Origin of the sequence: Neisseria sp. N95_16 (assembly GCF_002551535.2) — a bacterium.
In the GTDB taxonomy this organism is placed as follows: domain Bacteria; phylum Pseudomonadota; class Gammaproteobacteria; order Burkholderiales; family Neisseriaceae; genus Neisseria; species Neisseria brasiliensis.
Genome location: NZ_PDBT02000012.1, coordinates 18,315 through 43,660 on the forward strand (window position 1 = coordinate 18,315; position 25,346 = coordinate 43,660).

The following is a 25,346-nucleotide window of genomic DNA, read 5'->3' on the forward strand; positions in this document are numbered from 1 at the left end:
TATAACCACTATTCCCAAAAAAGGAAAGGGTAATCAAAAGCCGTCTGAAAGGGGTGCAAGATGAAACCTTTTTCAGACGGCTTTTGCCTGCTCTGCCCTAATCCTGCTCTGCGCTTTCGGGCGGGGTGGCACTGTTGAGACTGTAAAAGCGCGGGCGGCCGCTGCCCTGTGTTTTCTGCACTTTCCAGCCGCCTGATTTGGGCTTGTTTAACCAGCCTATGCCGTGCAAGACAATGCAGGCTTTGGCAGGCTCGTATGTGCCGCATATTTCGCGCTCAAATACGGCGGGGATAATCAGATATTCGGTTTCGCCTGCTGCATTGCGGGCAATGTAGCCTGCGGCGTTGTCGCCTGTTTTGCTGCCCGTTGGTAGCGGCCAATCGGCAAAGCGGATGCTGTGGGCGTATTGGGCTAAAAAATCGGCGGCCTGTTTGATGATTTGCTGGTCTTCGTATTTGCCGCTGCCATGTTTGGCCAGCCATTCATCAAAGCATTGTTTGATGCCTGCCATGCCCACGCCTGTGGGTAAACCTGTAATGGGGGCGGCTAATTCGATTGCGGCGGCGCATAGGGCGAAACGGCGTGCCACGCGGCGGACTTGGCCGCTCAAGTCGGGCAGGCTGGCTAAAAAGGCTGCCATGCGCTCTTGCGCGGCGGCCGGTGTGTTTGGGTCGATTAGGCGGATAAACGCGCGGCCTGCTTCGCCGTGGTGCTGCTCGGCGGTTTCTTTGAGATGTTCCGACAATAACGCGCCGTCTGAAAAGCCGTGCAGCGTGTCATAAATGCCGTATTGTGCAGCGGCTCGGATATTGGGCAAACGGGTCGCCTGCCCTGCGTTCCAGTCGTTATCTGCTTTCAGAATGCTGGTTGGTGTCTTTTCGCCGGTGGAAAGCATTAATATGCGCCATCGGGTCAAGGCTCGGTTGCCGCCGTCTTTTGCGCCCTGCGCTTTGTTTACGCCATTCATCAGGCTATACACGGTATTGCCTATCACTTTGGGCGCGGCTTGGCTGATTTCGTCCAACACTAATAGGCCGTCATTGCGGGCGGCGGCGGTGTTGTTAAATGCTAAGGCCGTGCCTTGCCATGTCATGATACTTTCAGACGGCTTGCCCCATACGCTCAAGGCCACACGCGCGGCGGTCGTCTTGCCGTCCGATGAATCGCCATACAGATGAAAACCGCCCGATTCTTCGCCCAATAACGACAACAGCGGCGCGGCTAAGGCGGTGCCAAGGGCAAGGCATAGGCGGCTGTTACCGGCTGCATAACGGGCTATCTGCTGCTGCCATGCTTCCAGCGTTCCCGCCGGTGTGTAGGCTGCTGCTTGGCTGGTGTCGCCATTGTAGATAATGCGCGGTGCTTCTTTACCATCGTGGATTGCTTCGCCATTGGGCAACAGGTAAACGCCGTCATGCCAGCCTGCGCGGTCGGTAATGGTGTAAGGGGTGTTGCTGCCGTGGTTTTGCAGATAATCCGATAAACGCTCACGCTTCACGCGGCCGCTTAAGATGGTAATGCCGTATTGCTGTAATTGCCGCCAGCCTGCATTGCTGCCTATATCGGCCTGTGGTATGGCGGCCTGTTTGGTTTGGCGGGTCAGGCGGTCGCGCCATTCGATAATGCGGTAATGGCTGCCTTGTTCGTCTATGCCCCGTCCGATAAGGTGTATCGGGTCGGAAAGCAGCAAGGGCGGCTGCTCGTGGGCGTTGCCGTCTTTATCGTGGGTAATGCCGATGTAATGCACGCCATTGCTTTTTACTTCATAGCGGGGCTTTAACTGGTAGCTTTCGCCGCCATTGCCGCCCACACCTTCAAACATTTTAATAAAATCGGGTTTGCTGCCGGTATCGGCCTGCTTGTCTTTCTCTGCTGTGGCTGTCATAATTCAATCTCCGTTAAATGCTTTATCTGTGTGCAAAGGCCGTCTGAACATTCAGGCGGCTTTTTCTTTGCCGTCAATCGTTGATGCCGCCAGCCGCTTCCGCTGCTTGAATGGCGTTCAATTCGTCTAGGGCATCGGTGTTGGGGGTGTCGCTTTTCCAAGTAAACACGTCTAAGCCTGCCTGTATTGCCCGCCGTGCCAGCTTGTCGGCTGCTTCCAATCCTGCGGGGTCATGGTCGGCATAAATGCCCAATGCCTGCAATTCAGACGGCCATTTGAATGATTTCAGGCCGCTGGTGCTTAAACAGGCTGATACCGGCCAGCCGGTTAATTCATGCGCGGCTAAGGCGGTTTCTATGCCTTCACACACCATCAGGGCATTGTTTACCGGTTGAAACAGTCTCACGGCATGGCCTGATAACCAACTCATGCCCTCAAATCTCACTTGCATTTTTTTCGCCGGTAATTGCGCCCCCGTTTCGGGGTGGTGCAAATTCAGTTTGGTGTAGCTCTGCGTATGGCCGCCGCTGTCGCCCTGCGGTTTGGTGTAGCAGCGTTTCAGGTAGGTAATGTGTAAGCCTGCAAGTGTGCCGTCTGCTTCGGTAATGGCGGCAACCATGGCGGGGAAGCGGCCTATTTCTTTCCAGCCGTCTGAACATTCCGCCCAATACGGCAAGGCGGCGTGATAACGCAATGCTTCGGGGTATGGCTCGGCCATGGTTAAGCCCCTGCCTTGCAGATACCCGCTAACAGGGTCGCCATCACTTACCGGTGCGGCTTGCTCCCATATCGCGGCCAGTTTGTTCAGGCGGTCTTTCGGCGGTGTTTTAGGGGGCTGGGGCGGTGCCACACGCGGCGCGGCTGTGGCGTGTGTTTCGGGGGCTGCGTTATCGATCATGCCCAAAACACCGGCAACGGCTAACGCTGCTTCATGGAATGAATAGCCGAAATAGTGCATCAGCAAATCAAAGCCATCACCTGCGCCGTTTTTGTAGTGGGTGCAGATAAAGCCGCCATTGCCGCCCTTATCGTCAAACCGATAACGGTCGGTACCGCCGCAAGCGGGGCATGGCTGGTGTTTGTTGGTTAGGCTTTCAGACGGCAAACCAAGCGCGGTTAAAATGCCGTGCCAGTTACCGGCGGCACGTTGTCGGATTTCGTGATAATCAAGGCGGCTCATTGTGCTGCTCCTTTCGGTATCGGCTCATAAACAACGGCGGCCATCGGGTCGGCGGTATAGACTTGCTCCCATGCGGTGGCCTGCTCTGCTGCCATTGGTTCAGCGGTCGCGGGCTTATTACAGGCATAGGCGGTCATGACAACAGCGGCGGCCAATGCGGTGCTGATAGCGTATTTCATGATATTTGCTCACTTTCCGGCGGTGCTTTGCTTTTGCCATGACTGATATAAATCAATCACTTACTGAAACACACGCCAAATTGAAGGTGTAGTTTCCCCCTGCTGTAACGCATATCGGCAATAGCAAGGGCGGTTATCGGGGCTTAGTTTGGCGTGTGGCCGTCTGAAAGCTGCCAGCCGTAACGGCTGCAAAACAAACGCGCGGCCAGTAATGCGCTCTCACGCGTATCAGCAACGGCAATACGCTGCCAGCTCTGATTGTCGGGGCGCATGATTTCAACCGTGTAGCTGGTGTGCGGTTGGTCGGTATCCCATGTGTCGCGGTAAACACGATAAGCGGCGGTGTGATTCATGGTTACACCTCGCCCGAAACGATACGGCAAACACACCAGCGGCGGCCGGTCTGAATGATGTTGAAACGGTAATTGAGTTTGCAGCGTTGCAGACGGTCGATATAGCGGCCAGCTTCGGCCAGCGTATCAAAGCTGCGGATTTTTTGAGAAATAATCGGGCGCGTGAATGCGCTGCGGATAGGCTTTGCGGCCTGTGTTTGATGATTCTGCATTTTGAATGCTCTCTTTCACGTTAGCTTAATCAAGCCGCTTAGACTTCTCACGGTCGTGGGCGGCAAGCAAAGGGCAAAGGGTGAGAAACTGGTAACGTGAACCAGCAAGGCATAGCCTTACTCTGCCCCCGCTTACCATTGAAAGAGATAATACAAGGGGAAATGCAAGCGTAAAAAATCCGCTTCAATCCTGTGAAGATTTGGGCGGCTGCTTGCCACGTTAAACCAGCTTCTCACGGCTGAATCTGCTATTGAACAGATGGCCGTATTATTGCCTGATTGCTTTCAGCTTCGCAAGCGGTAAACGCCTGCCAAAATTTAAAAGGCTGATTAAGCGGTATTTTTTGTTGATGGATAGCCGTCTGAATTTTCCAACATATAGGGCAACCTTCTCGCGCGCGCGCACGCGCGTACTGCTCCGAAAATTCGTATTGCCTTTTGTGAATTTTTAGAGTCCATAAAAAAGGCTGCTTCGCGCACGCGCGTACTTGGCGGAAAATTCAAATCAATATGCTTCTTTCAGTCCATAAACACGATTAAACAGAAAACAATTAGCAGAAAATGCCAATTATACACTTAATCGCATAAAAATATTTTCGGTTAGCACACAATCTAAGCTGTCTAACCGGTTCGGGGGCTAAATCCGCTTGGATTTTTACTACCCCCCCCCTCTACCCTTTCTCTGCTGCCAGCGTGAAAATGCCATGCTTCACGGTCTTGCCGTGCTTGTTAACGTGTGGCTGCATGGTGCAGATGATTGGATAACCGGCTGCCCGCAATTCGCTGATACGCGCCGGAAAGGCCATAATACCCATTTGCGCGGCTTGGTAGTGGGTAAGGCTCTGCCCGTTCTGCAAGATGGCTAGGATTTCGCCGCATTGTGATGTGGGCGAAAAGCGGTTATCATGGCGGGCGTGGTTAAGGCCGTCTGAAATGCCCTGTGTGTTTCGGGCGGTTTTATTTTGTTGCATAGCGTTCCCCTTATACTCGATTGTTGGCGGCCAAATTGCCGATATAGTCGCTGATTTCACTTTCCAGCCATGCGGTGCTGTTTTCCCCTACTTTAATCGGACGGGGCAAGTCGGCGCGGTGGTGGCGGCTTTTTGGGTTGTTCCAGTTCCACCATGTGGAAACGGAAACGCCAAACAGGGCGGCGCATTCTTTGGCGCGGATAAGTTTATTTGTTTGCATTGGATAGATTCCTATCGCGTTGTTTACGATAGGTGCATTGTGCAAAAGTGTTAGGGGCAAAAAAATGCCCTGTGCTTGTACAGGGCATGGGTTTTACTTGTATCGGGTATGGGCTTTGCTTGTAGCACTCACACCCCTTGCAACCAATTCTTACGCATGGTTGATTCAGCAACATGATATTTTTCTGCAAATTTAGCGGCAAATTCGTTTTTACTTAGTCCACTATTTTTATATTCCTGAATAGCTTGTTCTTTTCGTTTTCTCGTTGGTTCGTGTCGTTTATCTGCTGCGTTTTTCGCTTTGCCTTTTACGTCTTTTAAAACTTGTTTATAGCTATGCTCGTATATAAAACTATCTCGGCTTTCATTCTTCAAAGATTTTTCCATCACTTCTTTTTCTTTAATGCACTCGACAAGCATATCAGCTAAGCTATGATAGTCAGCCAGTAATTTTGGCTGATTTGCCAATACTCTCTTTATGCATTCTTCTATCGTGATTTCGGTCTTTTCTGCTTCTTGAATTTGATGTTTTACTTTTTGATAATGGTCAAATGTTTCTTTATCAATTTCTATAATAACTTTTGGCATTTCTACGCTCCCCTGCGCTCTTTCCCCATCAAAATCAAAACCACACCAGCAAGGCTAGGGAATGCCCTGTTTTCGCCGTTGGTCGCTAATCGTGGGCTAGGTGTGGCGGTAAACGTTTCAGACGGCCTCAAACGGATTTAATAGCTTCACGCCGCTATGCTCAAAATCTTTAGTATTGCGTGTAATCAAAATCAAGCCATACTGCTTAGCAGTTGCAGCTATCCAAGCATCATTTTCAGGGCTGCGATCAGGTATGTGCAGCTTGGCGCAAATGGCCGCGGTGGTTTCGTCTATCGGCAATATTCGCCCTGCGAGCAGTATGGCAACCATGCTGTCGAACCATACCCGTAATGCGCGGCCTTGCTGCGGGTCTTTGCGCTCCATGCCCAATATGCCGCGTTCAAGTTCCATCATGACAACGGCACTCGTATAGAAACTGCTGCTATCCTGCTCTGCTAGCCATGCGGTCAAGTTATGGTCGGCTTTGCCACTTTTCACTTTCCGCATTTCGCTGATAATGTTGGTATCCAGTAAATACACGTCAGCCCTCCATGCTCAAATCAACAGGCTTTCTTTGCGCTCTACTGCGTGCCGGTACTTCAAAATCAATACCTGATACATCGGGGCAATCCAAAGACAATAAAACGTCTAACGCGCTCTGTTTTCTGCCTGCCAGCTTTTGATAATCGGCATACGTTAAAAATACAAAAACGGGCTTGCTGCGATTAGTTACGATAACGGGGGCGGCTTGCGCTTCTCTTTGCGCTCTCCCTACATGTTGGTTAAATTCGCGGCTTGTCATGGTTTTCATTCCATTACTCCTTGTATTTAAATATTGATTTAATGTTACTACATTCTACTGTATTACATGTCGTTGTACAACATACGCAACAAAAAACCCCGCCGCATTGCAAACGGTCGGGGCTGTATTGTTCAGGCTGCATTCAGTTTTATACAAAATTATACATAGCATGGCTAATTATACAAATGCTGTATAACGTGCAAAAAAAACACCAGCGGCGCGGCTGGTGTTTGTGTTTTCAGACGGCCAAACGGGTGCCGGTGAGGGTGTTGAATGATGTTGAATTTACCTTTTGGCCAAACACCCAATGAAAGACGGCCTGAAAATCTACCCTGTCGTAAATGGCTCAAATTTGCGATTTAACGGCATTTATCCCAAAAGGTATGCAAAGGTATTGCCAAGCCAAGAAATGCGCCCTGTGATGAAATTTACCGCCCTGCTGTCGATTTTCTAAATATCCAGCCATCACACCGGCAATTTAATCAGCAACCAAAGCGAGAAAACTAAAAATGTTCCCGCTGTTTTTCTCGCGCACGTATGGTGTTTTTCTCAAGGCAATAAAAAAACACCAGCCGATTAAGCTGGTGTGTTTTCAGACGGCCTTTACGGGCGTAACAAGCCCACAACAAGGGCGTAACAAGCTGCGAAAAATACAGTTTCGATATAACTATATTGATTTTTAATGTATTTTTATTAAGCGTAACAACGTAACAAGCGTAACAAGGTATTTTTCTCGCGCGTATAGGTTTTTTATTTGGGGCGTAAAAAACACCAGCGCGGGGCTGGTGTCGGTGTTGCGGCGGCATATGGCTGAAAGCGTGTTTTCAGACGGCCTTTTGCCCTGCTTCAATCAGGACTAGGGCTTGATGATAGTGGCCGCGCAAAAAGTCGCTATACCATTGCATCATTTCGGTGCGCTCGGCCATATAGTCTGCGCGGTTGTAGGCTGCTCTGATTCGGTTACTCTCTTCGTGGGCAAGCTGCCGCTCGATAGCATCGGGATTATAGCCCTGCTCGTTCAATACGCTGCTGGCAAGGCTTCTAAATCCGTGTGGTGTGGCTATGCCTTTGTAGCCTAGGCGTTCGATGATGCGGGTTAGGGTGGCATCGGATATAAAGCCTGCTGCTTTGGTTCGACTGGGGAATAAGTAGGCCGTGTGGCCTGTTTGGCCGTGTAGCTCGTGCAGTAATTCCATTGCCCAATCTGAAAGCGGCACGCTGTGCAGGCGGTTCATTTTCATGCGTTCCGCCGGTATGTACCACACCTGATTTTCAAAATCGATTTCATGCCATTGCCCGCCGCGCAATTCGGTGCTTCGTACAAATGTCAGCATGGTAAGCAGCATGGCTATGCGGTTTTTATGGTCTATATCGGCTTGCAGCAATTTTTGATAAAAGGCGGTTAATTCTTCTCTTGGTAGGGCAGGCATATGCACGGTTTCTTTTTTCTCAAAATGGCCGCGCAATGGTGTTGCTGGGTTTCGGTCGGTTAATTCCAGCTTGGCGGCATGGTTATATACCGCGCCTATCCATTGCCGTATCTTTTCCGCGCTCGCGCTTGCCCCGCGCTGGTGTATTTTTTCAATCACGGCTTTTACGTCTGCTACTTTGATTTCATCAATCGGCCTGTTTCCGATATGCGGGAAAACGTCTTTTTCCATATCGGCCATGATGCGGGCGGCGTGGTTCTCTTTCCAGCGGTGTAGGTTTTCGGCGTGCCATTGCCGCGCCAAGTGTTCAAAGGTATTCAGCAAGGCGGCTTTGCGCGCTTGTTTGGCCTGTTGCTTGGCTTGGCTGGGATTGATGCCGTTTGCCAAGTCATTGCGTGCCTGTCTGTGCCGCTCCCGTGCTTCGGTAAGTGAAATATCAGGATATTTGCCAAGCCGTAAGGTTTGCTGCTTGCCATTGAAACGGTAGTTGTAAATAAAATACTTGGTGCCGCCGCGTGCCATTGGATTGATAACCAAAGCAAGGCCGCCCCCATCTGAAAGTGTCTGCTTCTTGTCGGTTGGCTTGGCGCGTTTGATTTGAAGGTCGTTTAAAGGCATGGTGTTGGTGCTTTTTCATGTTGTAGGCAAACTGGTAAAAACGTTTCCCTGCTTTGGTTTTGACTGAAAATGTTGGTGCTTTTTCGGGCATTCTGCCACACACCAACAAAAGCACCAACATTTTTAGGTTAATTTCATTGGATTGAATTAGACGGGATTAGACGGTTAAGTCAGGCGTTTCAGTCATGTTAAACGCGCGCAAAGCCTTTATTTACAAGCCTTTCGGTTATAGCATTAGACGGCAATAGACGTAAAAAAACCGCCTGAATTTCAGACGGTTTTCCTTTTGATGGTGCCGACATCGAGACTTGAACTCGAACGATCTAGGATCACTACCCCCTCAAGATAGCGTGTCTACCAATTCCACCATGTCGGCCGGTAATTCTTATTTTCTATTTACTGCTGCGCGGATGAGGCCGGAGCGGGGGCAGCAGGTGTGGTATTTGTGTTGCTTGGCGCAGGTGCGGTTTGCGCCGGTTGGCTTTGTTGCACGGTGCTAAAGTCTAAACCGTGACGCGTGGTGTTGGAATGGATATACACCATCGCCATGCAGGTGGCGAAAAACACGGTGGCTGCAATAGCAGTCGAGCGGGTCAGGAAGTTGGCATTACCGCCCGAACCGAATACGCCTTGTGCACTACCGCTGCCTGAGCCGAAAGTGGCGCCGGCATCCGCACCTTTACCGTGTTGGAGCAATACCAACACAATCACGGCCAATGCGGAAATGATGTTCACAATCCAAATAACGGTTTTAAAGGCTTCCATAATTCTCTACGATGCTTGCGCGGCGTCGATGATGGCGGTAAACGAGTCATAAGACAAGGATGCGCCGCCGACTAATGCGCCGTCTACATGTGGCACGGCGAAAATGTCTGCTGCGTTTTCAGCTTTCACGCTTCCGCCGTAAAGAATTCGGATTTTAACATCGTCGCCACACAAAGACAAGATTTGTTTGTGGATAAACGCATGCATGTCGGCGATTTGCTCGACGGTAGCGACTTTGCCGGTGCCGATTGCCCAAACCGGCTCGTAGGCGACAGCGATGTTTTTGGTGTCTAAGCCTTGCAACACGGATAATTGATGCGCAATCACTTCCTGCTCTTGGCCGGCTTCGCGCTCTTCCAAGCTTTCGCCGACACATAATAATGGAATCAGGCCGACGTTTAATACGTTTTCCATTTTACGGCGTTGGATTTCGTTTTTCTCACCGAAATACAAGCTGCGCTCGGAGTGGCCGATTAATACGATGTCGGTGCCGATGTCGGCCAACATTTCGGCAGATACTTCGCCGGTGTACGCGCCGTTATTCGGGAAGCGGCTCACGTCTTGGGCGCAGGTTAATATGCGGTTGTTCAACACAATCTGCATGGCGTTGTGCAGCTGCAACAGATACACGGTCGGTGCGGCCAAGCCGATTAATACGCGCTCGGCGGTCGGCATGATGCGGAAGCGGTGCATGAGTGCGTTGTTGTTTTGCAGGCGGCCGTTCATTTTCCAGTTGCCGATGACCCATTTTTGATCCCACATACCGATTTCGTGTTGCATGTTGCTTGCTCCGTCAGATTAAATCACTGTAACGAAGTGTAGTTCATATCGACATGATTAGCAATATTTCCTGTTCAGACGGCCTAGTTTCCTACCGGATAGCCAATTGGTCTATAATTCGTTTTTATTTTTTTCAGACGGCCTTTTTTCATGCATTCGCTTCATCTTTCCCACACCGACAAAACCGCGCGTTATCAAGAATTGCTGCCGCAGATTGAGAGCGTGATCAGCGGTGAAACCAATCTGATTGCCAACTTGGCCAACACCGCCGCCATCTTAAAAGAAGCATTCGGCTGGTTTTGGGTTGGTTTTTATTTGGTGGAACAAGAACGCCAAGAATTGGTGTTGGCGCCATTCCAAGGCCCGTTGGCCTGCACGCGGATTCCTTACGGGCGTGGCGTGTGCGGACGGGCTTGGGCACGCGGCGAAACCATTGTGGTCGAAGACGTGAACCAACACCCCGACCACATCGCCTGCTCATCCTTATCTCAATCGGAAATCGTGGTGCCGCTGTTTGATTCAGACGGCCGCTGCTATGGCGTGCTGGATGTGGATGACGACAAGCTGGCGCAGTTTGACGACACCGATGCCCGCTATTTAAATGCATTAGCCGACATACTCAGCCGTCACTCCACGAAATAGGCCGTCTGAAATATGGCAAGGCGGCCAATTCGATTCTATAATAATGGCTCTTTCCCGATAACACCCGCCACGGAGCACAATCATGGACTTTGACAAAGCGCGTTTCAATATGGTCGAACAACAAATCCGCCCTTGGGACGTGTTGGATTTTAATGTGCTCGATGCCTTGATGGAGATTCCTCGCGAACGTTTCGTTGCCGCAAATCAACAAGGTTTGGCGTATTCCGACACCGAATTGCCGCTGCCCAACGGCCACAAGATGCTGGAGCCGAAAGTCGTGGCACGCTTGGCACAGGGTTTGGAATTAAGCAAGCAAGACAAAGTATTGGAAATCGGCACCGGCTCGGGCTATGCCACCGCATTGCTGGCAGAATTGGCCGGCGAAGTGGTTTCAGACGACCTCGATATTGAGCAGCAAAACCGCGCCAAAGCCATCTTAGACGATTTGGGCTATCAAAACATTTACTACGCGCAAAACGACGGCTTGGCCGAACACACCGAAGGCGCGCCATTTGATGCGATTTACGTTGGCGGCGGCGTGCATGACGTGCCGGAAACCTTAAAAGCGCAATTGAAAGACGGCGGCCGCATGGTAGTTGTGGTCGGCGACAAACCGGTGCAACGCGCCCTGCTCATCACCCTCAACGGCAACGAATTCAGCCAAAGCGTGTTGTTCGATACCCTCATTGCCCATCTCAACGATAAAACCAATCAACCTTTTGGCGACTTTGATTTTTAAAGATTGCCACCATATTTAGATTCAGAGACTGCCGAATGATTGATATCGGCTCCGCTCCAAGAAAGGCCGTCTGAAACATTTCCTTTCAGACGGCCTGTTTTACTCTTAAAAAACAAAGGCCGAATAATGATGATTCCGCAACTTTCCGTGATTGAATTCAAAAAATGGCAAGATGAAGGCCGCCAATTTCATTTGCTCGACGTGCGCACCGATGATGAAGTCGAAATCTGCGCCCTGCCCAACGCCATTCATATCCCGATGAATCTAATACCGTTGCGCCACAACGAATTGCCCGACGACGGCCTGCCGATTGTGGTGTATTGCCACCATGGCATCCGCAGCCTGCACACCGCGCTTTATTTGGCCGACATGGGCTTTGAGCTATTGTATAACCTGCAAGGCGGCATAGACGAATGGGCGCTGCAAGTAGATGCGAATGTCGCTCGTTATTAAAAGCCTAAAGCGTAAAAGGTTATTTTGTTTTGCCATTTCGCCAAACACACGATAAGATTAAACCCATAATTTTAAAGATAAAATTTTATCCAAACACGACCAAATAACTAAACCGAAATAACTAGAAATCCATCATGCTGACCGACCCATTCGGCCGTACCGTCGACTACTTACGGATATCCGTGACCGACCGCTGCGACCTGCGCTGCACTTATTGTCTGCCCAAAGGCTTTAAAGGTTTTTCCATTCCCAAAGAATGGCTGACCATTGAAGAACTCGGCCGCGTAGCCGCCGCGTTCGCCCGCCTCGGCACCAAACGCTTCCGCCTAACCGGCGGCGAACCCCTATTGCGCAAAGGTTTGGCTGATTTGGCCGCCGAAATCAACCGCCAGCCCGGTGTGGAAGACATTTCACTCACCACCAACGGCACCCAGCTCGAAAAGCACGCCCACGCCCTACGCCAAGCCGGTGTGCGCCGCTTAAACATCAGCCTCGACAGCCTGCGACGCGGCTGCGTGACCAACATCACCGGCAGCGACTGTCTGCCGCAAGTGCTTGATGGCATCAAAGCTGCCAAAGAAGCCGGCTTCGAACGCATCAAAATCAACATGGTGCCGCTCAAAGGCGTTAACGACATGGATTTGGATGAAATGGTCGCTTTCTGCATGGAACACGGCTTTATCCTGAATCTTATCGAAGCCATGCCGATGGGTACCACCGGCCAAGCACACGCCAAAGTCAGCTTGCAACCGGTATTGGAAGAATTGCGCCAAAAATTCGACTTAAGCCCGTTTGAAGGCAAAATCGGCGGCGGCCCCGCGCGCTACTGGCAAAGCGAAAACAACGGCTTCACCCTCGGCCTGATTACCCCGATGAGCCAACACTTCTGCGCCACCTGCAACCGCGTGCGCCTCTCAGCCACCGGCAACATCCACCTCTGCCTTGGCCAAGAAGACAAAGCGCCATTACGCGACCTGCTACGCGACAACTGCAGCGATGCCGAGCTCGACCAAGCCATTCGCGATGCGATTGCGATGAAGCCGGAAAAACACGAATTTGTGGAAAATCCGAAGAAAATTATTCGGGTGATGGCGTTGACTGGGGGGTAAGCGCTGACTTTGTTTAATCGATAAAAAGGCCGTCTGAAAATCTATTTTTCAGACGGCCTTTTATCATTTATCACTCAACAATCAATCAAACAAATCGCCCAATTTATCTAAAAACGATTTTTTGCGCGGGGTTTGGCTGCGGTCGAGTCCGGTAGAAATGCTTTCAAATTCTTCCAGCAATTCTTTTTGGCGGTCGGTCAGGTTCACCGGTGTTTCCACCACCACATGGCAGTACAAATCGCCGGTCGCACTGGAACGCAGTGATTTAATGCCTTTGCCTTTCACGCGCATGCGGCGGCCGTTTTGGGTTTCTTTCGGGATATTGAGTTTCACCTTGCCATCCAAAGTCGGCACTTCCACATCACCGCCCAACGCGGCCACGGCGAAGCTGATTGGCAGTTCACAATGCAAATCCAAGCCGTTGCGCTCGAAGATTTTGTGTTCTTTAACATGCACGTTGACGTACAAATCGCCGGCCGGTGCGCCGTGTTGACCCGGTTCGCCTTCGCCGCTCAAGCGGATGCGTTGGCCGTCGTCGATGCCCGCCGGAATATTGACTTCAACGGTTTTACTGGTTTTGGTGCGGCCTTCGCCACGGCATTTCACACAAGGATCTTTGATTTCTTTACCTGTGCCGTGACAGGTCGGGCAGGTTTGCTGCATTTGGAAAATGGCTTGGCGGATGTGTACCGTGCCCGAGCCGTGGCAGGTCGAACAGGTGCTGGCCGATGTGCCCGGTTTGGCACCGCTGCCGTGACACACATCGCATTCTTCATAAGTCGGAATATTGATGCGTTTTTTCAAACCTTTGGCCGCCTCTTCCAAGGTAATTTCTACGCCAACCTGCAAATCCGCGCCTTGATAATTTGGCTGACGGCCGCCACCTGCGGCACCGCCGAACATTTGGCTGAAAATATCGCTGAAGTCAAAGCCTTGTGCACCGCCAAAGCCGCCACCGAATCCGCCGCCAAAACCACCTGCGCCGCCGCCCATGCCTTGCTCGAAAGCGGCATGGCCGTATTGGTCGTACATGGTGCGTTTTTCTTTGTCGGAAAGGGTGTCGTAGGCTTTTTGGATTTCTTTAAATTTCTCTTCCGCTTCTTTATTGTCGGGATTGCGGTCGGGATGGTATTTCATCGCCAATTTACGGTAGGCTTTTTTGATGTCGTCTTCGCTCGCGCTGCGGGCAACGCCGAGGGTTTCGTAAAAGTCTTGATTGCTCATGTTCGTAGTGGAATAGATTAGGTGTTAAAACTGGTGTGCAGATATGGGCAGTGACGGGAATCTCAAGGGGAAAAAGCGAAATAAAAGGCCGTCTGAAAAAAAGAATATTTTTTCAAATAACCTTCTTCATGAAATAATTATTTTTAGAGAAACCTGCCCTATCCGCTGGGCGCAGCCGAACGAAGCAGGATCTTGGCAGAATAAAAGGCTCGGTGTTTGAGCCGCCCTAAGCGGCGAGTTCGAGCCTGCTGCCAAAATCCTGCATAGTGAGGGAAGTTCGCCCTTACGGGCGAACCTGCAACCGCGGTCGCCTTTCTTTTGCCTACTTTCCTTTGGCGAAGCAAAGAAAACGAAGTTTCTGCGAAGCTAAAAGTAGGTGGCCACGCGGCCATGAAGCGCACATATTGAGATTCAGAAAACCAAAATAATCTAACTCTAAAAACTATCTGAAAATATTCCCCAGAAAATTTTCAGACGGCCTATTCATAATATCTATTCCCCATTCAAACAAGTTCCGCAAATTGCCGACAATCTGCCAGTAAACTGCTATAATCCCATGCTAATTTTTCACTTTTTTCAGCGTAAAGCAGACGAATCATGCAAGAACAATACCAACCGTCCGCCATCGAACCGGCGGCGCAGGCAAAATGGGACGAAGCCCGCATTTTCAATGTATCGGAAGATACGTCCAAATCGAAATATTATTGCCTGTCGATGTTCCCCTATCCGAGCGGCAAGCTGCACATGGGGCACGTGCGCAACTACACCATCGGCGACGTATTGAGCCGTTTCAAATTGCTCAACGGTTTCAACGTGATGCAGCCGATGGGTTGGGACGCGTTCGGCATGCCGGCGGAAAATGCGGCGATGAAAAACAACGTCGCCCCTGCCGCATGGACGTATGACAACATCGAATACATGAAAACCCAGCTCAAAAGCTTGGGTTTTGCCATCGACTGGGATCGCGAACTGGCCACCTGCACGCCGGAATACTACCGCTGGGAGCAATGGCTGTTTACCAAATTGTTTGAAAAAGGCATTGTTTACCGCAAAAACGGCACGGTCAACTGGGATCCGGTCGATCAAACCGTATTGGCCAACGAGCAAGTAATTGATGGTCGCGGCTGGCGTTCGGGCGCGGTGATTGAAAAGCGCGAAATCCCGATGTATTACTTCAAAATCACCGATTACGCCGAAGAATTGCTGGCCGATTTGGACAAACTCGACCACTGGCCGGAACAAGTCAAAACCATGCAGCGCAACTGGATCGGCAAATCACGCGGCATGACCGTGCGCTTCCCGGTGGCCGACAACAGCAAACAAGGTTTGGAAGGCGATTACGCCGATTATCTGCAAGTCTACACCACCCGCCCAGACACCTTGATGGGTGCGACTTATGTGGCTGTGGCCGCCGAGCATCCGCTGGCGACTGCCGCCGCTGCCGATGTGCCGCAACTGCAAGAATTCATTGCCGAATGCAAAGCCGGCTCGGTTGCCGAAGCCGACATGGCGACCATGGAAAAACGCGGCATGCCGACCGGCCGCTACGTCATCAATCCGCTCAACGGCGAAGAATTGGAGGTGTGGATTGCCAACTATGTGTTGTGGGGCTACGGCGACGGTGCGGTGATGGCCGTACCTGCGCATGACGAGCGCGATTTTGAGTTTGCCAACAAATACAGCCTGCCGATTAAACAAGTGATTGCCGTGAGCGACAATGCGTTTGACGATACGACATGGCAAGAATGGTATGCCGACAAAGAAAACGGCGTATTGGTCAACAGCGGCGAATTCGACGGCTTAGGCTTTCAGACGGCCTTCGACAAAATCGGCGAGAAACTGCAAAGCCTGCAACTGGGCGAACCGAAAACCCAATACCGCCTGCGCGACTGGGGCATTTCACGCCAACGCTACTGGGGCTGTCCGATTCCGATTGTGCATTGCGAAAGCTGTGGCGATGTGCCGGTGCCGGCCGACCGATTGCCGGTTGTGCTGCCGGAAAACGTCGTGCCAGATGGCATGGGTTCGCCTTTGGCCAAAATGCCCGAATTCTACGAAACCACCTGTCCGCATTGCGGCGGTGCGGCCAAACGCGAAACCGACACCATGGATACCTTCATGGAATCGAGCTGGTATTTCTTCCGCTACATGTCGCCGCAGTTTTCAGACGGCATGGTCAGCACCGAAGCCGCGCAATACTGGGGCGCGGTTGACCAATACATCGGCGGCATCGAACACGCCATCTTGCATCTTTTGTACGCGCGTTTCTTCACCAAACTGATGCGCGACGAGAGCTTAGTGAATGTTGACGAACCATTCGAGCGCTTGCTGACCCAAGGCATGGTCGTGTGCGAAACCTATTTCCGCGAAGGCGCCAGCGGCAGCAAAGAGTGGATTAATCCGGCCGATGTCGAAGTGCAAACCGACGAAAAAGGCCGCCCTGTTTCTGCTACGCTGAAAACTGACGGCCTGCCGGTGCAAATCGCCGGCGTGGAAAAAATGTCGAAATCGAAAAACAACGGCGTTGACCCGCAAGCCCTGATTGAAGCCTACGGCGCCGACACCGCCCGCCTGTTTATGATGTTTGCCGCCCCGCCGGAGCAATCTTTGGAATGGAGCGACAGCGGCGTAGAAGGCGCGCACCGCTTCTTGCGCCGCCTGTGGCGCACCGTGTTCGACTTCCGCAAACAAGGTGATGCCGTGGCCGCATTCTCGGGCAATCAAGAAAACTTGAGCAAAGAGCTGAAAGAATTGCGCCACAAGCTGCACAGCACCATTGCCAAAGTCAGCGACGATTACGGCCGCCGCCAGCAGTTCAACACCGCCATCGCCGCCGTGATGGAATTGCTCAACCAGTTTGACAAAACCGACACCGGCAGCGAACAAGGCCGCGCCGTGGCGCAGGAAGTGCTCGAAGCCGTCGTGCGCCTGTTGTGGCCGATTGTGCCGCACATCTGCGAAAGCTTGTGGGCAGAGCTCAACAACACCCAACTGTGGGATGCCGCTTGGCCGCAAGTCGATGAAGCCGCTTTGGTGAAATCGGAAATCGAGATTATGGTTCAGGTCAACGGCAAACTGCGCGGCAAAATCACAGTGGCAGCCGATGCCCCGAAAGAGCAAATCGAAGCCGCCGCACTCGCCAGCGAAGGCGCGGTGAAATTCATGGACGGCAAAGCACCGAAAAAAGTGATTGTGGTGCCGGGTCGTTTGGTGAATATCGTCGTGTAAACATCATGGGGTAAAACCCGAATCCAAGAAGGCCGTCTGAACGATTTCAGACGGCCTTGCCGCTTGATATCCGCTATAATCAATCTTTTTTTCAGACGGCCTTTTGCCCCGACTTTCCAACCATGAACATCACCCAAATTCTCGCTCAAGAACTTTCCGCAACCGCCGCCCAAATCACCGCCACCGTCGCCATGCTCGACGAAGGCGCGACCGTGCCGTTTATCGCACGTTACCGCAAAGAAGCCACCGGCGGCTTGGACGACACGCAATTACGCACGCTGGCCGAGCGTCTGCAATACCTGCGCGAACTCGAAGCGCGTAAAGAAACCGTGTTAAAAAGCATTGAAGAACAAGGCAAACTTTCAGACGGCCTGCGCGAGCAAATCGAAGCCTGCGACAACAAAACCGCGCTGGAAGATTTATACCTGCCCTACAAACCCAAACGCCGCACCAAGGCGCAAATCGCCCGCGAGCAAGGTTTGCAGCCGCTGGCCGATGTATTGTTGAGCGAGCAGCCGCAAGATGTGGAAGCCGCCGCCGCGCCGTTTGTCAAAGACGACATCGCCGACACCAAAGCCGCACTCGACGGCGCACGCGCGATTTTGATGGAGCAATTCGCGGAAGATGCCGAACTCATCGGCCGTTTGCGTGAGAAATTGTGGCATGAAGCCGAAATCCACGCGCAAGTGATGGACGGTAAAGAAAACGAAGGCGAAAAATTCAAAGATTATTTCGACCACCGCGAAGCCGTACGCACCATGCCAAGCCACCGCGCGCTGGCCGTTTTGCGTGGCCGCAACGAAGGCGTGTTATCCATCGCGCTGAAATACCAGCCCGATGACACACCGATTACCCAAGCCTCTGAATACGAAGCATTAATTGCCCAACATTTCCACATTTCAGACGGCCACAAATGGCTGCGCGACACCGTGCGCCTGACATGGCGCGCCAAAATCTTCCTGTCGCTCGAATTGGAAGCCTTAGGCCGTCTGAAAGAAAACGCCGACAGCGATGCGATTACCGTTTTCGCCCGCAATCTCAAAGACTTGCTGCTCGCCGCCCCAGCTGGCCGTCTGACCACGCTCGGCCTCGACCCCGGCTACCGCAACGGCGTGAAATGCGCAGTCGTGAGCGACACGGGCAAGCTGTTGGACACCGTGATTGTATATTTACACCAAGAAAACAATATGTTGGCTACGCTTGCCGGTTTGATTAAAAAACACGGCGTGAAGCTGATTGCCATCGGCAACGGCACCGCCAGCCGCGAAACCGACAAGCTGGCGGGCGAATTGATAAAAGCCATGCCGGAAATGGGTTTGCATAAAATTGTCGTCTCCGAAGCCGGCGCGTCCATCTATTCCGCCAGCGAATTGGCCGCGCGCGAGTTCCCCGAATTGGATGTGAGCCTGCGCGGCGCCGTCTCCATCGCCCGCCGCCTGCAAGACCCGCTGGCCGAATTGGTGAAAATCGACCCGAAATCCATCGGCGTCGGCCAATACCAGCATGATGTCAACCAAAGCCAACTGGCCAAATCGCTCGATGCCGTGGTGGAAGACTGCGTGAATGCCGTGGGCGTGGACGTGAACACCGCTTCCGCCCCGCTGCTCGCCCGCATTTCCGGCCTGAACCAAACGCTTGCGCAAAACATCGTCGCCTACCGCGACGAACACGGCGCGTTCGACAGCCGCAAAAAACTCTTGAAAGTGCCACGCTTGGGCGAAAAAACCTTCGAGCAAGCCGCCGGCTTTTTGCGCATCAACGGCGGCAAAGAACCGCTCGATGCCAGCGCCGTGCACCCCGAAGCCTATCCGATTGTCGCCAAAATGCTCGATGATTTGCACATCAAAGCCGGCGATTTAATCGGCAACCGCGACAAAATCAAACAAATCAAACCAGCCGCTTACACCACCGAACAATTCGGTTTGCCCACCGTGCTCGACATTCTCGCCGAACTGGAAAAACCCGGCCGAGACCCGCGCGGCCAATTTCAGACGGCCTCATTTGCCGAGGGCGTAAATGAAATCAAAGATTTGCAAGTAGGCATGATTTTAGAAGGCGTGGTTTCCAACGTCGCCAACTTCGGTGCATTCGTCGACATCGGCGTACACCAAGACGGCCTCGTCCACATCTCCGCGCTCGCCAACAAATACATCAGCGACCCGCGTGAAGTGGTGAAAGCAGGCGATGTGGTGAAAGTGAAAGTGCTGGAAGTGGACGAAAAACGCAAACGCATCGCACTCACCATGCGCTTGGATGATGATGGGGGCGCAAACAACAAACGTAACGACAGGCCGTACCACGGGCAGGCTTCGCACTCTGAAAACCTATCGGGTAGCGGCAAAGCACGCACAAGCGGTAATCAACGCAATCCGCGTGAGAAAACCATCGGCAATACCGCGATGGCGGATGCGTTTGCGAAGTTGAAACGGTAAAATTTCAGATGGTCTGAAATTATTTAAACTTTTATTTTCTTTTTTCAATTTAAAAAATTTTTTCCTTTAATGTTATGGATAATATATATCAACCTACTGTTATGGATTTATTTTGTGGCTGTGGTGGTTTGTCATTGGGGTTTATTCAGGCAGGTTTTGATGTCAAGCTCGGAATAGACTATTGGCAAGACGCAATTAGCACCTACACACATACGCATTCCAATTCACAAGGCATTGTGGCAGATTTGTTTTTGGTTACACCCGAACAAATCTGCCAACAAACGAATATCAAAAAAGTCGATGTCATTATTGGTGGACCACCTTGTCAGGGTTTCTCTATTGCAGGAAAGCGCATGATTGATGATGAGCGAAATCAGCTTTATAAAGCATTTGTGGATTTTGTGCGTTTTTATCAGCCCAAAGCATTTTTAATGGAAAATGTGCCAAATATGATGTCAATGGGTAAAGGTCTAATTAAAAAACAAATTACAGAAGATTTTGAAAAACTGGGCTATACAGTAAATAGCCAAATTTTGCTGGCATCGGATTTTGGTGTACCACAAAATCGCAAACGTGCGTTTTTTGTGGGATTTAAAAATGGTACGACATTTCCATTTCCAGCACCAACTGTTCAACAATACGTTACCGCAAGACAAGCCATTTCAGATTTACCCGATTATTCAGTAATAGATGGTGATGCTTACCCACTTTCAGGCAGCAGTCCGTATCAAAATTTAATGCGTGAACACTCCATTGGTTTATTCAATCATCAAATTACTCAACATAATGATAAAACAAAGGAAATCATTGCACTTGTGCCTGATGGTGGCAATTACAAAAGCCTGCCTGAACATTTACGCCAGACCCGAAATGTAAATATTGCTTGGACACGTTTAAATAGTCAAAAGCCCAGTTTTACCATTGATACAGGACACAGACATCATTTCCATTATGAGTTCAATCGTGTACCCACAGTCAGGGAAAGTGCGCGTATTCAATCATTTCCAGATGATTTTGTTTTTTTAGGAACAAAAACAAGCCAGTATAAACAAGTGGGTAATGCCGTTCCCCCTATGCTGGCAAAAGCCCTAGCCTTACAAATTAAGGAATTTTTATGAGCCAAATTTATCAAATTCCCGATGAATATTTTTTCCGTTTACATCACGTTCGCCCACGTTTTAAAAGTAATGTAGAAGAAGTTTTGTTGTATGTTGCCAATTCCATTTCAGATTTGGACAGGCAGCCTGAAAAAGAATTTAACCAAAAGTTAAACGAAGTATTGAGAAATTTTGGTAAAAATCAAACGGCTGAACTTAAAACTATCAATAACTGGCGCACAGAAATTGCAGCCTTATTTGCCTTTATTCAAGAAACTGATACAGGAGAGCTATATTCAAGCAAAATGGCAAAAAGGCTGGCTGAAAACCAATATCTTGATGAGTTTTTTAATTATTTTTTATATTCGTTTCAATATCCAGCAGGACACAATAAAAGCCATGCCATTATTGAGCAAATCAACAAAGGTATTCGGTTTCAACCATGTCAATTTATTTTACAAATTTTTCAAGCTGCCAAAGAGCTGAGTGATAAACCTTTTAGCATGACTGCGGAAGAATTAACTCAATGCGCTTATTTTGATTTGCGTGTTACAGCTCAACACAACAAAACAGCTTATGATGTTGCTAAACAAATTATTGAAAATAGAGAAAATAAAATTGAGTACAATCATAAATATGAGCAATTAAAAAGAAAAGAAGGTGATTATCCATCAAAAGGCGATGTTTATCGTTATGCAGGTGATATATTAGATTACATGGTTTTAGCCAATTTATTAAAAACAAAAGGTACGGGGTATTATTACTATCTCAATGATGAAAATCAGGATTTAATTAACAGACATATTGAAAATACAAATTTTTTTGATAAGTATGATGTCTTTTATGGATTGACAGAAGTTGAAAATGCTCAAATTTCAATATTAGAAAAAGATTGGTTTGATTATGTTAATCAATTTGAAAATATTGTTGAATTTGCACCATCTTTGAATGAAACAGAAAAAGAAGACATCGGTGCATTGGTTCAAGAATACTACTCAAAAATTAAGGGGCAAGCTGCCGTACCCAATAAAATCTTTGGCGATTATGGTGAAACTTTGATTTTGGCACACGAATATTTACGTACACAAAACCAATCCAATCGCCAACATTTAATTAACAAAATTCCTACGCCGTTAGGAGTGGGCTATGATTTACAAAGCATTGAAATTGAAAAACACAAACGCTACATTGAAGTAAAAAGTACACGTTCTAAAAAAGCGATTAATAGTAACCGATTTAAATTAACGCCAAATGAATGGGACAGCGCAGAAACATTGGGTGACCGCTATTTTGTTTATTATTTGGTTATTAATGATAATGGAAGAAATATTTTTATCATTCAAAATCCTGTCCAAAAATTTCATGATAATTTAATTAAAGTAGACAGTAACTTCATGGTTGAATTTTTGCCACAAGCAGGGGAATGGCAAGCATTATTGGAGGTTCCATGTTTCAAGTAGCGTCTTTATTTTGTGGTTGTGGTGGTATGGACAAGGGTATTTTGGGGGGGTTTACTTATTTAAATCAAGAGTATGAAAAATTACCTTTTGAAATAGTGTATGCAGCTGATAACGACCCGTATGCCATTAAAATTTACAATGATAATTTTGAACATCAAGCTGAATTGAAAGATGTTCGTGATATTGTTGCTTGTGAATTACCTGACCATGATATTTTATTGGGTGGTTTCCCATGTCAATCTTTTTCTATTGTGGCACAAAATCCTCCACGTTTAGGCTACAAAGATGAAAAAGGCAAATTATTCTTTGAAATGGTTAAAGTGCTAAAAGAAAAACAACCACGTTTTTTTATTGCTGAAAATGTTAAAGGTCTTTTGTCTGCCAATAACAAGCAGGCTTTTCCCATGATTTTGCGTGAATTTGAACAGGCAGGCTATCACATTCATTATCAATTGTTGAATGCGTCCGATTATGGTATCCCACAAAAACGAGAACGTGTTTTTATGGTGGGCTTTCGTGAATTTGACGATTATTTTAAGTTTCAATTTCCAATTATGCTGCCTGAAAAAGTTCCTCTTAAATTGGCACTAGATGAACAAGCTAATTTTGATGAAAAATGGTTTTTTAGTGAAAAAGCAGTTGCCGGTATGCTACGTGTGCGTGAAAAAATGAATAAAGGTCGGGTACAAGATGTTGAACAGCCCTGTAATACGATTAGTGCACATTTAGCAAAAGTGAGCTTGAATGGTACAGACCCTGTTTTAATGATAAATGAACGTTATCGCCGTTTTACGCCACGAGAGGCTGCCAATATTCAATCATTTCCACAGGACTTCCAATTTGATGGGGTTTCTGATAATCGGCAATATCGGGCAATTGGTAATGCTGTCCCACCTGTTTTAATGTGGCATATTGCTAATGCTTTGAGGCAAAGTATTTAAAATTTGTCAGAATTATTTAAGGGAGCTTGATGCAAGAAAACGATTTAATCCTCTACACCACTTCAGACGGCCAAGCCCAATTTGTCTTGCGCGAATTGGGCGGGCAATTGTGGCTGACGCAGGCGGAAATCGCGGAGCTCTATCAAACGACCGTTTCCAATATCAATAAGCATATCAAAGCGATATTGGCTGAGGCTGAATTGGATGAAAGAGCAACTATTGAGTATTACTCAATAGTTCAAAACGAAGGCGGACGTGAAGTCAGTCGCCAAATCGCGCATTATTCCCTGCCCATGATTATCGCCGTCGGCTACCGTGTCCGTTCCACGCGTGGCACGCAGTTCCGCCAATGGGCAACGCGCACGTTGGGCGAATATCTGCAAAAAGGTTTTGCGATTGACGATGAACGCCTGAAAAATCCGCCTGTCGGCACGGTGGCTGCGCCCGATTATTTTGATGAATTGCTGGAACGCATACGCGATATTCGTGCGAGTGAGCGGCGTATGTATTTGCGTGTTCAGGAAATTTTTGCTTTGGCGGCGGATTATCAGTCCAGTATCAAAGAAACCAATCTGTTTTTTTCGCAAATGCAGAATAAACTGCATTTTGCCGTGAGCGGCAAAACGGCGGCGGAATTGATTTACGAACGAGCCGATGCCGATTTGCCGCAAATGGGTTTAACCCACACAGCCACGCCGCAGCGTGTTTATCAAAAAGATGTGAAGGTGGCGAAAAATTACCTGAATGAGCAGGAAATCAAAGAATTGAACCGCATTGTTACGATGTGGCTGGATTTTGCCGAAGACCAAGCGGCGCGTAAAAAGCAGGTGTTTTTGCGCGATTGGACGGAAAAGCTGGATCAGTTTTTGCAGTTTAATGATCGCGAAGTGTTGCAAGGTGCAGGCAAAATCAGCAAAAAACAGGCCGAAGCAAAAGCGTTGGCGGAGTACGAACGCTTTCAGACGGCCGTGCGGGAGATTCGGGAGCAGCAGGGGGCGCATGATATTGCTGAACTGTTGGGCTATGAAAAATCGGTTAGCAAGTGAGCTTGAGGCCGTCTGAAACGTTTGAACATCATTGATTGGAACAAAAGATCGAAATATGGCTGAGCCTGTTATCGAAACCCACCCCTTACCTCCATTCACGCCACCTAATGCCAAACTCTTAATGCTCGGCTCGTTCCCGCCGCCGCGTGCGCGTTGGAAAATGGATTTTTATTATCCGAATTTCCAAAACGATATGTGGCGGATTTTCGGGCTGGTGTTTTTCGGCGAAGCGGATTATTTTGTGGAAAACGATGGCAAAAACAAACGTTTCCGTGAAACAGAGATTCGCGCGTTTTTGGCAGAGAAGGGCATTGCGGTGTATGACACAGCATATAAAGTGCGGCGTTTGCAGGGCAATGCTTCGGATAAGTTTTTACAGGTAGTCGAGCCGGTAGATTTGGCGGCTTTACTGGAAAAGATGCCTTTGTGCGATACCATCATGACCACAGGCGAATTGGCGACGGATACTTTGTTGTCTTTGATGCCGTCTGAAACACCAAAGCCGAAAATCGGGGCGCATGTGGAAACGTGTCTTGCACAACGGGCGCTGCGGTTGTATCGTCTGCCTTCGTCTTCGCGGGCGTATCCCTTGGCTTTGGAAAAGAAAGCGGCGGCTTATCGGACATTTTTTGCGGAACTGGGTTTGCTGTCAGACTGAGCAGCAATCATATTGAATAAAGAAAAGGCCGTCTGAAACAATATTGTTTCAGACGGCCTGAGACCTTTGCAAAACCCCTCTTAAATCCCATGTAAAGTAACTATAGTTACCAAGCGACATAATACTTCCCAAACACCCTAAAATCCTCTAAATTCCCTTTAAGCCGAATTTAGAGGATTTTCTTCATGAGCAGCTTCTTCAAACAAACCGTCGAAACTATCGTTGGTAAAGACCCTGACCGCTTTCCCTTGCTCAAAATTCAGCTCATTATCGACTGGCAGCCCATTGCCGATTATCTCGAACAACAAAAAGGCCGCTATACCCGTCATCACGGC

At 49.3% G+C, this 25,346-nt stretch carries 25 protein-coding genes and 1 tRNA gene; 11 read left to right on the forward strand and 15 right to left on the reverse strand.

What is annotated here, in order from left to right; translation table 11 throughout:
* Window positions 1-97: 97 nt before the first annotated feature.
* The 14 genes from CRG49_RS03210 to tpiA all read right to left on the reverse strand — a co-directional run bounded on the left by CRG49_RS03210 (window position 98) and on the right by tpiA (window position 9,982).
* Window positions 98-1,885, reverse strand: coding sequence for a DUF927 domain-containing protein (locus CRG49_RS03210; protein ID WP_229436930.1), 1,788 nt, complete (start codon window positions 1,883-1,885; stop codon window positions 98-100).
* A gap of 73 nt (window positions 1,886-1,958) precedes the next feature.
* Window positions 1,959-3,065 (reverse strand): toprim domain-containing protein, encoded by a 1,107-nt coding sequence (locus CRG49_RS03215; RefSeq protein WP_095502265.1) that lies wholly within the window; start codon window positions 3,063-3,065, stop codon window positions 1,959-1,961.
* On the reverse strand, window positions 3,062-3,244 hold the full coding sequence (locus CRG49_RS03220; RefSeq protein WP_095502264.1) for a hypothetical protein: 183 nt from the start codon (window positions 3,242-3,244) through the stop codon (window positions 3,062-3,064). The genes CRG49_RS03215 and CRG49_RS03220 overlap by 4 nt, the downstream gene beginning before the upstream one ends.
* Before the next feature lie 143 nt (window positions 3,245-3,387).
* Window positions 3,388-3,597 carry a hypothetical protein gene (locus CRG49_RS03225; protein ID WP_095502263.1) on the reverse strand — a complete coding sequence of 70 codons (210 nt, stop codon included), beginning with the start codon at window positions 3,595-3,597 and terminating at the stop codon, window positions 3,388-3,390.
* 2 nt (window positions 3,598-3,599) lie between these two features.
* Window positions 3,600-3,809, reverse strand: coding sequence for a hypothetical protein (locus CRG49_RS03230; protein ID WP_095502262.1), 210 nt, complete (start codon window positions 3,807-3,809; stop codon window positions 3,600-3,602).
* 671 nt (window positions 3,810-4,480) lie between these two features.
* Window positions 4,481-4,780 carry a helix-turn-helix domain-containing protein gene (locus CRG49_RS03235; protein ID WP_095502261.1) on the reverse strand — a complete coding sequence of 100 codons (300 nt, stop codon included), beginning with the start codon at window positions 4,778-4,780 and terminating at the stop codon, window positions 4,481-4,483.
* A gap of 10 nt (window positions 4,781-4,790) precedes the next feature.
* Window positions 4,791-5,000: an AlpA family transcriptional regulator gene (locus CRG49_RS03240; RefSeq protein WP_095502260.1), complete on the reverse strand. Its 210-nt coding sequence runs from the start codon at window positions 4,998-5,000 to the stop codon at window positions 4,791-4,793.
* 128 nt (window positions 5,001-5,128) lie between these two features.
* Window positions 5,129-5,587, reverse strand: a complete 459-nt coding sequence (locus CRG49_RS03245; protein ID WP_095502259.1) for a hypothetical protein — start codon at window positions 5,585-5,587, stop codon at window positions 5,129-5,131.
* 117 nt (window positions 5,588-5,704) lie between these two features.
* Window positions 5,705-6,127: a type II toxin-antitoxin system VapC family toxin gene (locus tag CRG49_RS03250; protein WP_095502258.1), complete on the reverse strand. Its 423-nt coding sequence runs from the start codon at window positions 6,125-6,127 to the stop codon at window positions 5,705-5,707.
* Window position 6,128: 1 nt separating this feature from the next.
* Window positions 6,129-6,398 (reverse strand): type II toxin-antitoxin system Phd/YefM family antitoxin, encoded by a 270-nt coding sequence (locus tag CRG49_RS03255; RefSeq protein ID WP_095502257.1) that lies wholly within the window; start codon window positions 6,396-6,398, stop codon window positions 6,129-6,131.
* Window positions 6,399-7,213: 815 nt separating this feature from the next.
* Entirely contained in the window at window positions 7,214-8,437 is a 1,224-nt protein-coding gene (locus CRG49_RS03260) for an integrase arm-type DNA-binding domain-containing protein (RefSeq protein ID WP_095502256.1), read from the reverse strand.
* Between the two features lie 290 nt (window positions 8,438-8,727).
* Window positions 8,728-8,813: transfer RNA gene (locus tag CRG49_RS03265), tRNA-Leu, on the reverse strand.
* 20 nt (window positions 8,814-8,833) lie between these two features.
* Window positions 8,834-9,202 (reverse strand): preprotein translocase subunit SecG, encoded by a 369-nt coding sequence (gene secG / locus CRG49_RS03270; protein ID WP_095502255.1) that lies wholly within the window; start codon window positions 9,200-9,202, stop codon window positions 8,834-8,836.
* Between the two features lie 6 nt (window positions 9,203-9,208).
* A complete protein-coding gene (gene tpiA, locus CRG49_RS03275; protein WP_095502254.1) occupies window positions 9,209-9,982 on the reverse strand; it encodes a triose-phosphate isomerase in 774 nt (257 codons plus the stop codon).
* A gap of 150 nt (window positions 9,983-10,132) precedes the next feature.
* Here tpiA and CRG49_RS03280 point away from each other — a divergent pair, with 150 nt between their 5' ends.
* The 4 genes from CRG49_RS03280 (at window position 10,133) to moaA (ending at window position 12,925) form a co-directional block, all read left to right on the forward strand.
* Window positions 10,133-10,624 (forward strand): GAF domain-containing protein, encoded by a 492-nt coding sequence (locus CRG49_RS03280; protein ID WP_095502253.1) that lies wholly within the window; start codon window positions 10,133-10,135, stop codon window positions 10,622-10,624.
* Between the two features lie 82 nt (window positions 10,625-10,706).
* Window positions 10,707-11,363 carry a protein-L-isoaspartate O-methyltransferase gene (locus CRG49_RS03285; protein WP_095502252.1) on the forward strand — a complete coding sequence of 219 codons (657 nt, stop codon included), beginning with the start codon at window positions 10,707-10,709 and terminating at the stop codon, window positions 11,361-11,363.
* Window positions 11,364-11,489: 126 nt separating this feature from the next.
* Entirely contained in the window at window positions 11,490-11,816 is a 327-nt protein-coding gene (locus tag CRG49_RS03290; protein WP_095502251.1) for a rhodanese-like domain-containing protein, read from the forward strand.
* 134 nt (window positions 11,817-11,950) lie between these two features.
* On the forward strand, window positions 11,951-12,925 hold the full coding sequence (moaA, locus tag CRG49_RS03295) for a GTP 3',8-cyclase MoaA (protein WP_095502250.1): 975 nt from the start codon (window positions 11,951-11,953) through the stop codon (window positions 12,923-12,925).
* An 81-nt stretch (window positions 12,926-13,006) separates the two neighbouring features.
* Here moaA and dnaJ read toward each other — a convergent pair whose 3' ends face one another.
* Window positions 13,007-14,149 carry a molecular chaperone DnaJ gene (dnaJ, locus tag CRG49_RS03300; protein WP_095502249.1) on the reverse strand — a complete coding sequence of 381 codons (1,143 nt, stop codon included), beginning with the start codon at window positions 14,147-14,149 and terminating at the stop codon, window positions 13,007-13,009.
* Window positions 14,150-14,746: 597 nt separating this feature from the next.
* Between dnaJ and leuS the strand changes: the two genes are divergently transcribed.
* The 7 genes from leuS (at window position 14,747) to CRG49_RS03335 (ending at window position 25,011) form a co-directional block, all read left to right on the forward strand.
* Window positions 14,747-17,377, forward strand: coding sequence for a leucine--tRNA ligase (leuS, locus tag CRG49_RS03305; protein WP_095502248.1), 2,631 nt, complete (start codon window positions 14,747-14,749; stop codon window positions 17,375-17,377).
* Window positions 17,378-17,499: 122 nt separating this feature from the next.
* Window positions 17,500-19,809, forward strand: coding sequence for a Tex family protein (locus CRG49_RS03310; protein WP_095502247.1), 2,310 nt, complete (start codon window positions 17,500-17,502; stop codon window positions 19,807-19,809).
* A 101-nt stretch (window positions 19,810-19,910) separates the two neighbouring features.
* Entirely contained in the window at window positions 19,911-20,927 is a 1,017-nt protein-coding gene (locus CRG49_RS03315) for a DNA cytosine methyltransferase (protein ID WP_229436928.1), read from the forward strand.
* Entirely contained in the window at window positions 20,924-22,366 is a 1,443-nt protein-coding gene (locus CRG49_RS03320; RefSeq protein ID WP_095502245.1) for a protein NO VEIN domain-containing protein, read from the forward strand. Before CRG49_RS03315 ends, CRG49_RS03320 begins: the two co-directional genes overlap by 4 nt.
* Window positions 22,354-23,307 (forward strand): DNA cytosine methyltransferase, encoded by a 954-nt coding sequence (locus CRG49_RS03325; protein ID WP_198515143.1) that lies wholly within the window; start codon window positions 22,354-22,356, stop codon window positions 23,305-23,307. The genes CRG49_RS03320 and CRG49_RS03325 overlap by 13 nt, the downstream gene beginning before the upstream one ends.
* 29 nt (window positions 23,308-23,336) lie before the next feature.
* Window positions 23,337-24,353 (forward strand): virulence RhuM family protein, encoded by a 1,017-nt coding sequence (locus CRG49_RS03330; protein ID WP_095502243.1) that lies wholly within the window; start codon window positions 23,337-23,339, stop codon window positions 24,351-24,353.
* Between the two features lie 55 nt (window positions 24,354-24,408).
* The gene (locus CRG49_RS03335; protein WP_095502242.1) at window positions 24,409-25,011 is read left to right on the forward strand and encodes a uracil-DNA glycosylase family protein; all 603 of its coding nucleotides are present in this window, start codon (window positions 24,409-24,411) and stop codon (window positions 25,009-25,011) included.
* Window positions 25,012-25,346: the final 335 nt, after the last annotated feature.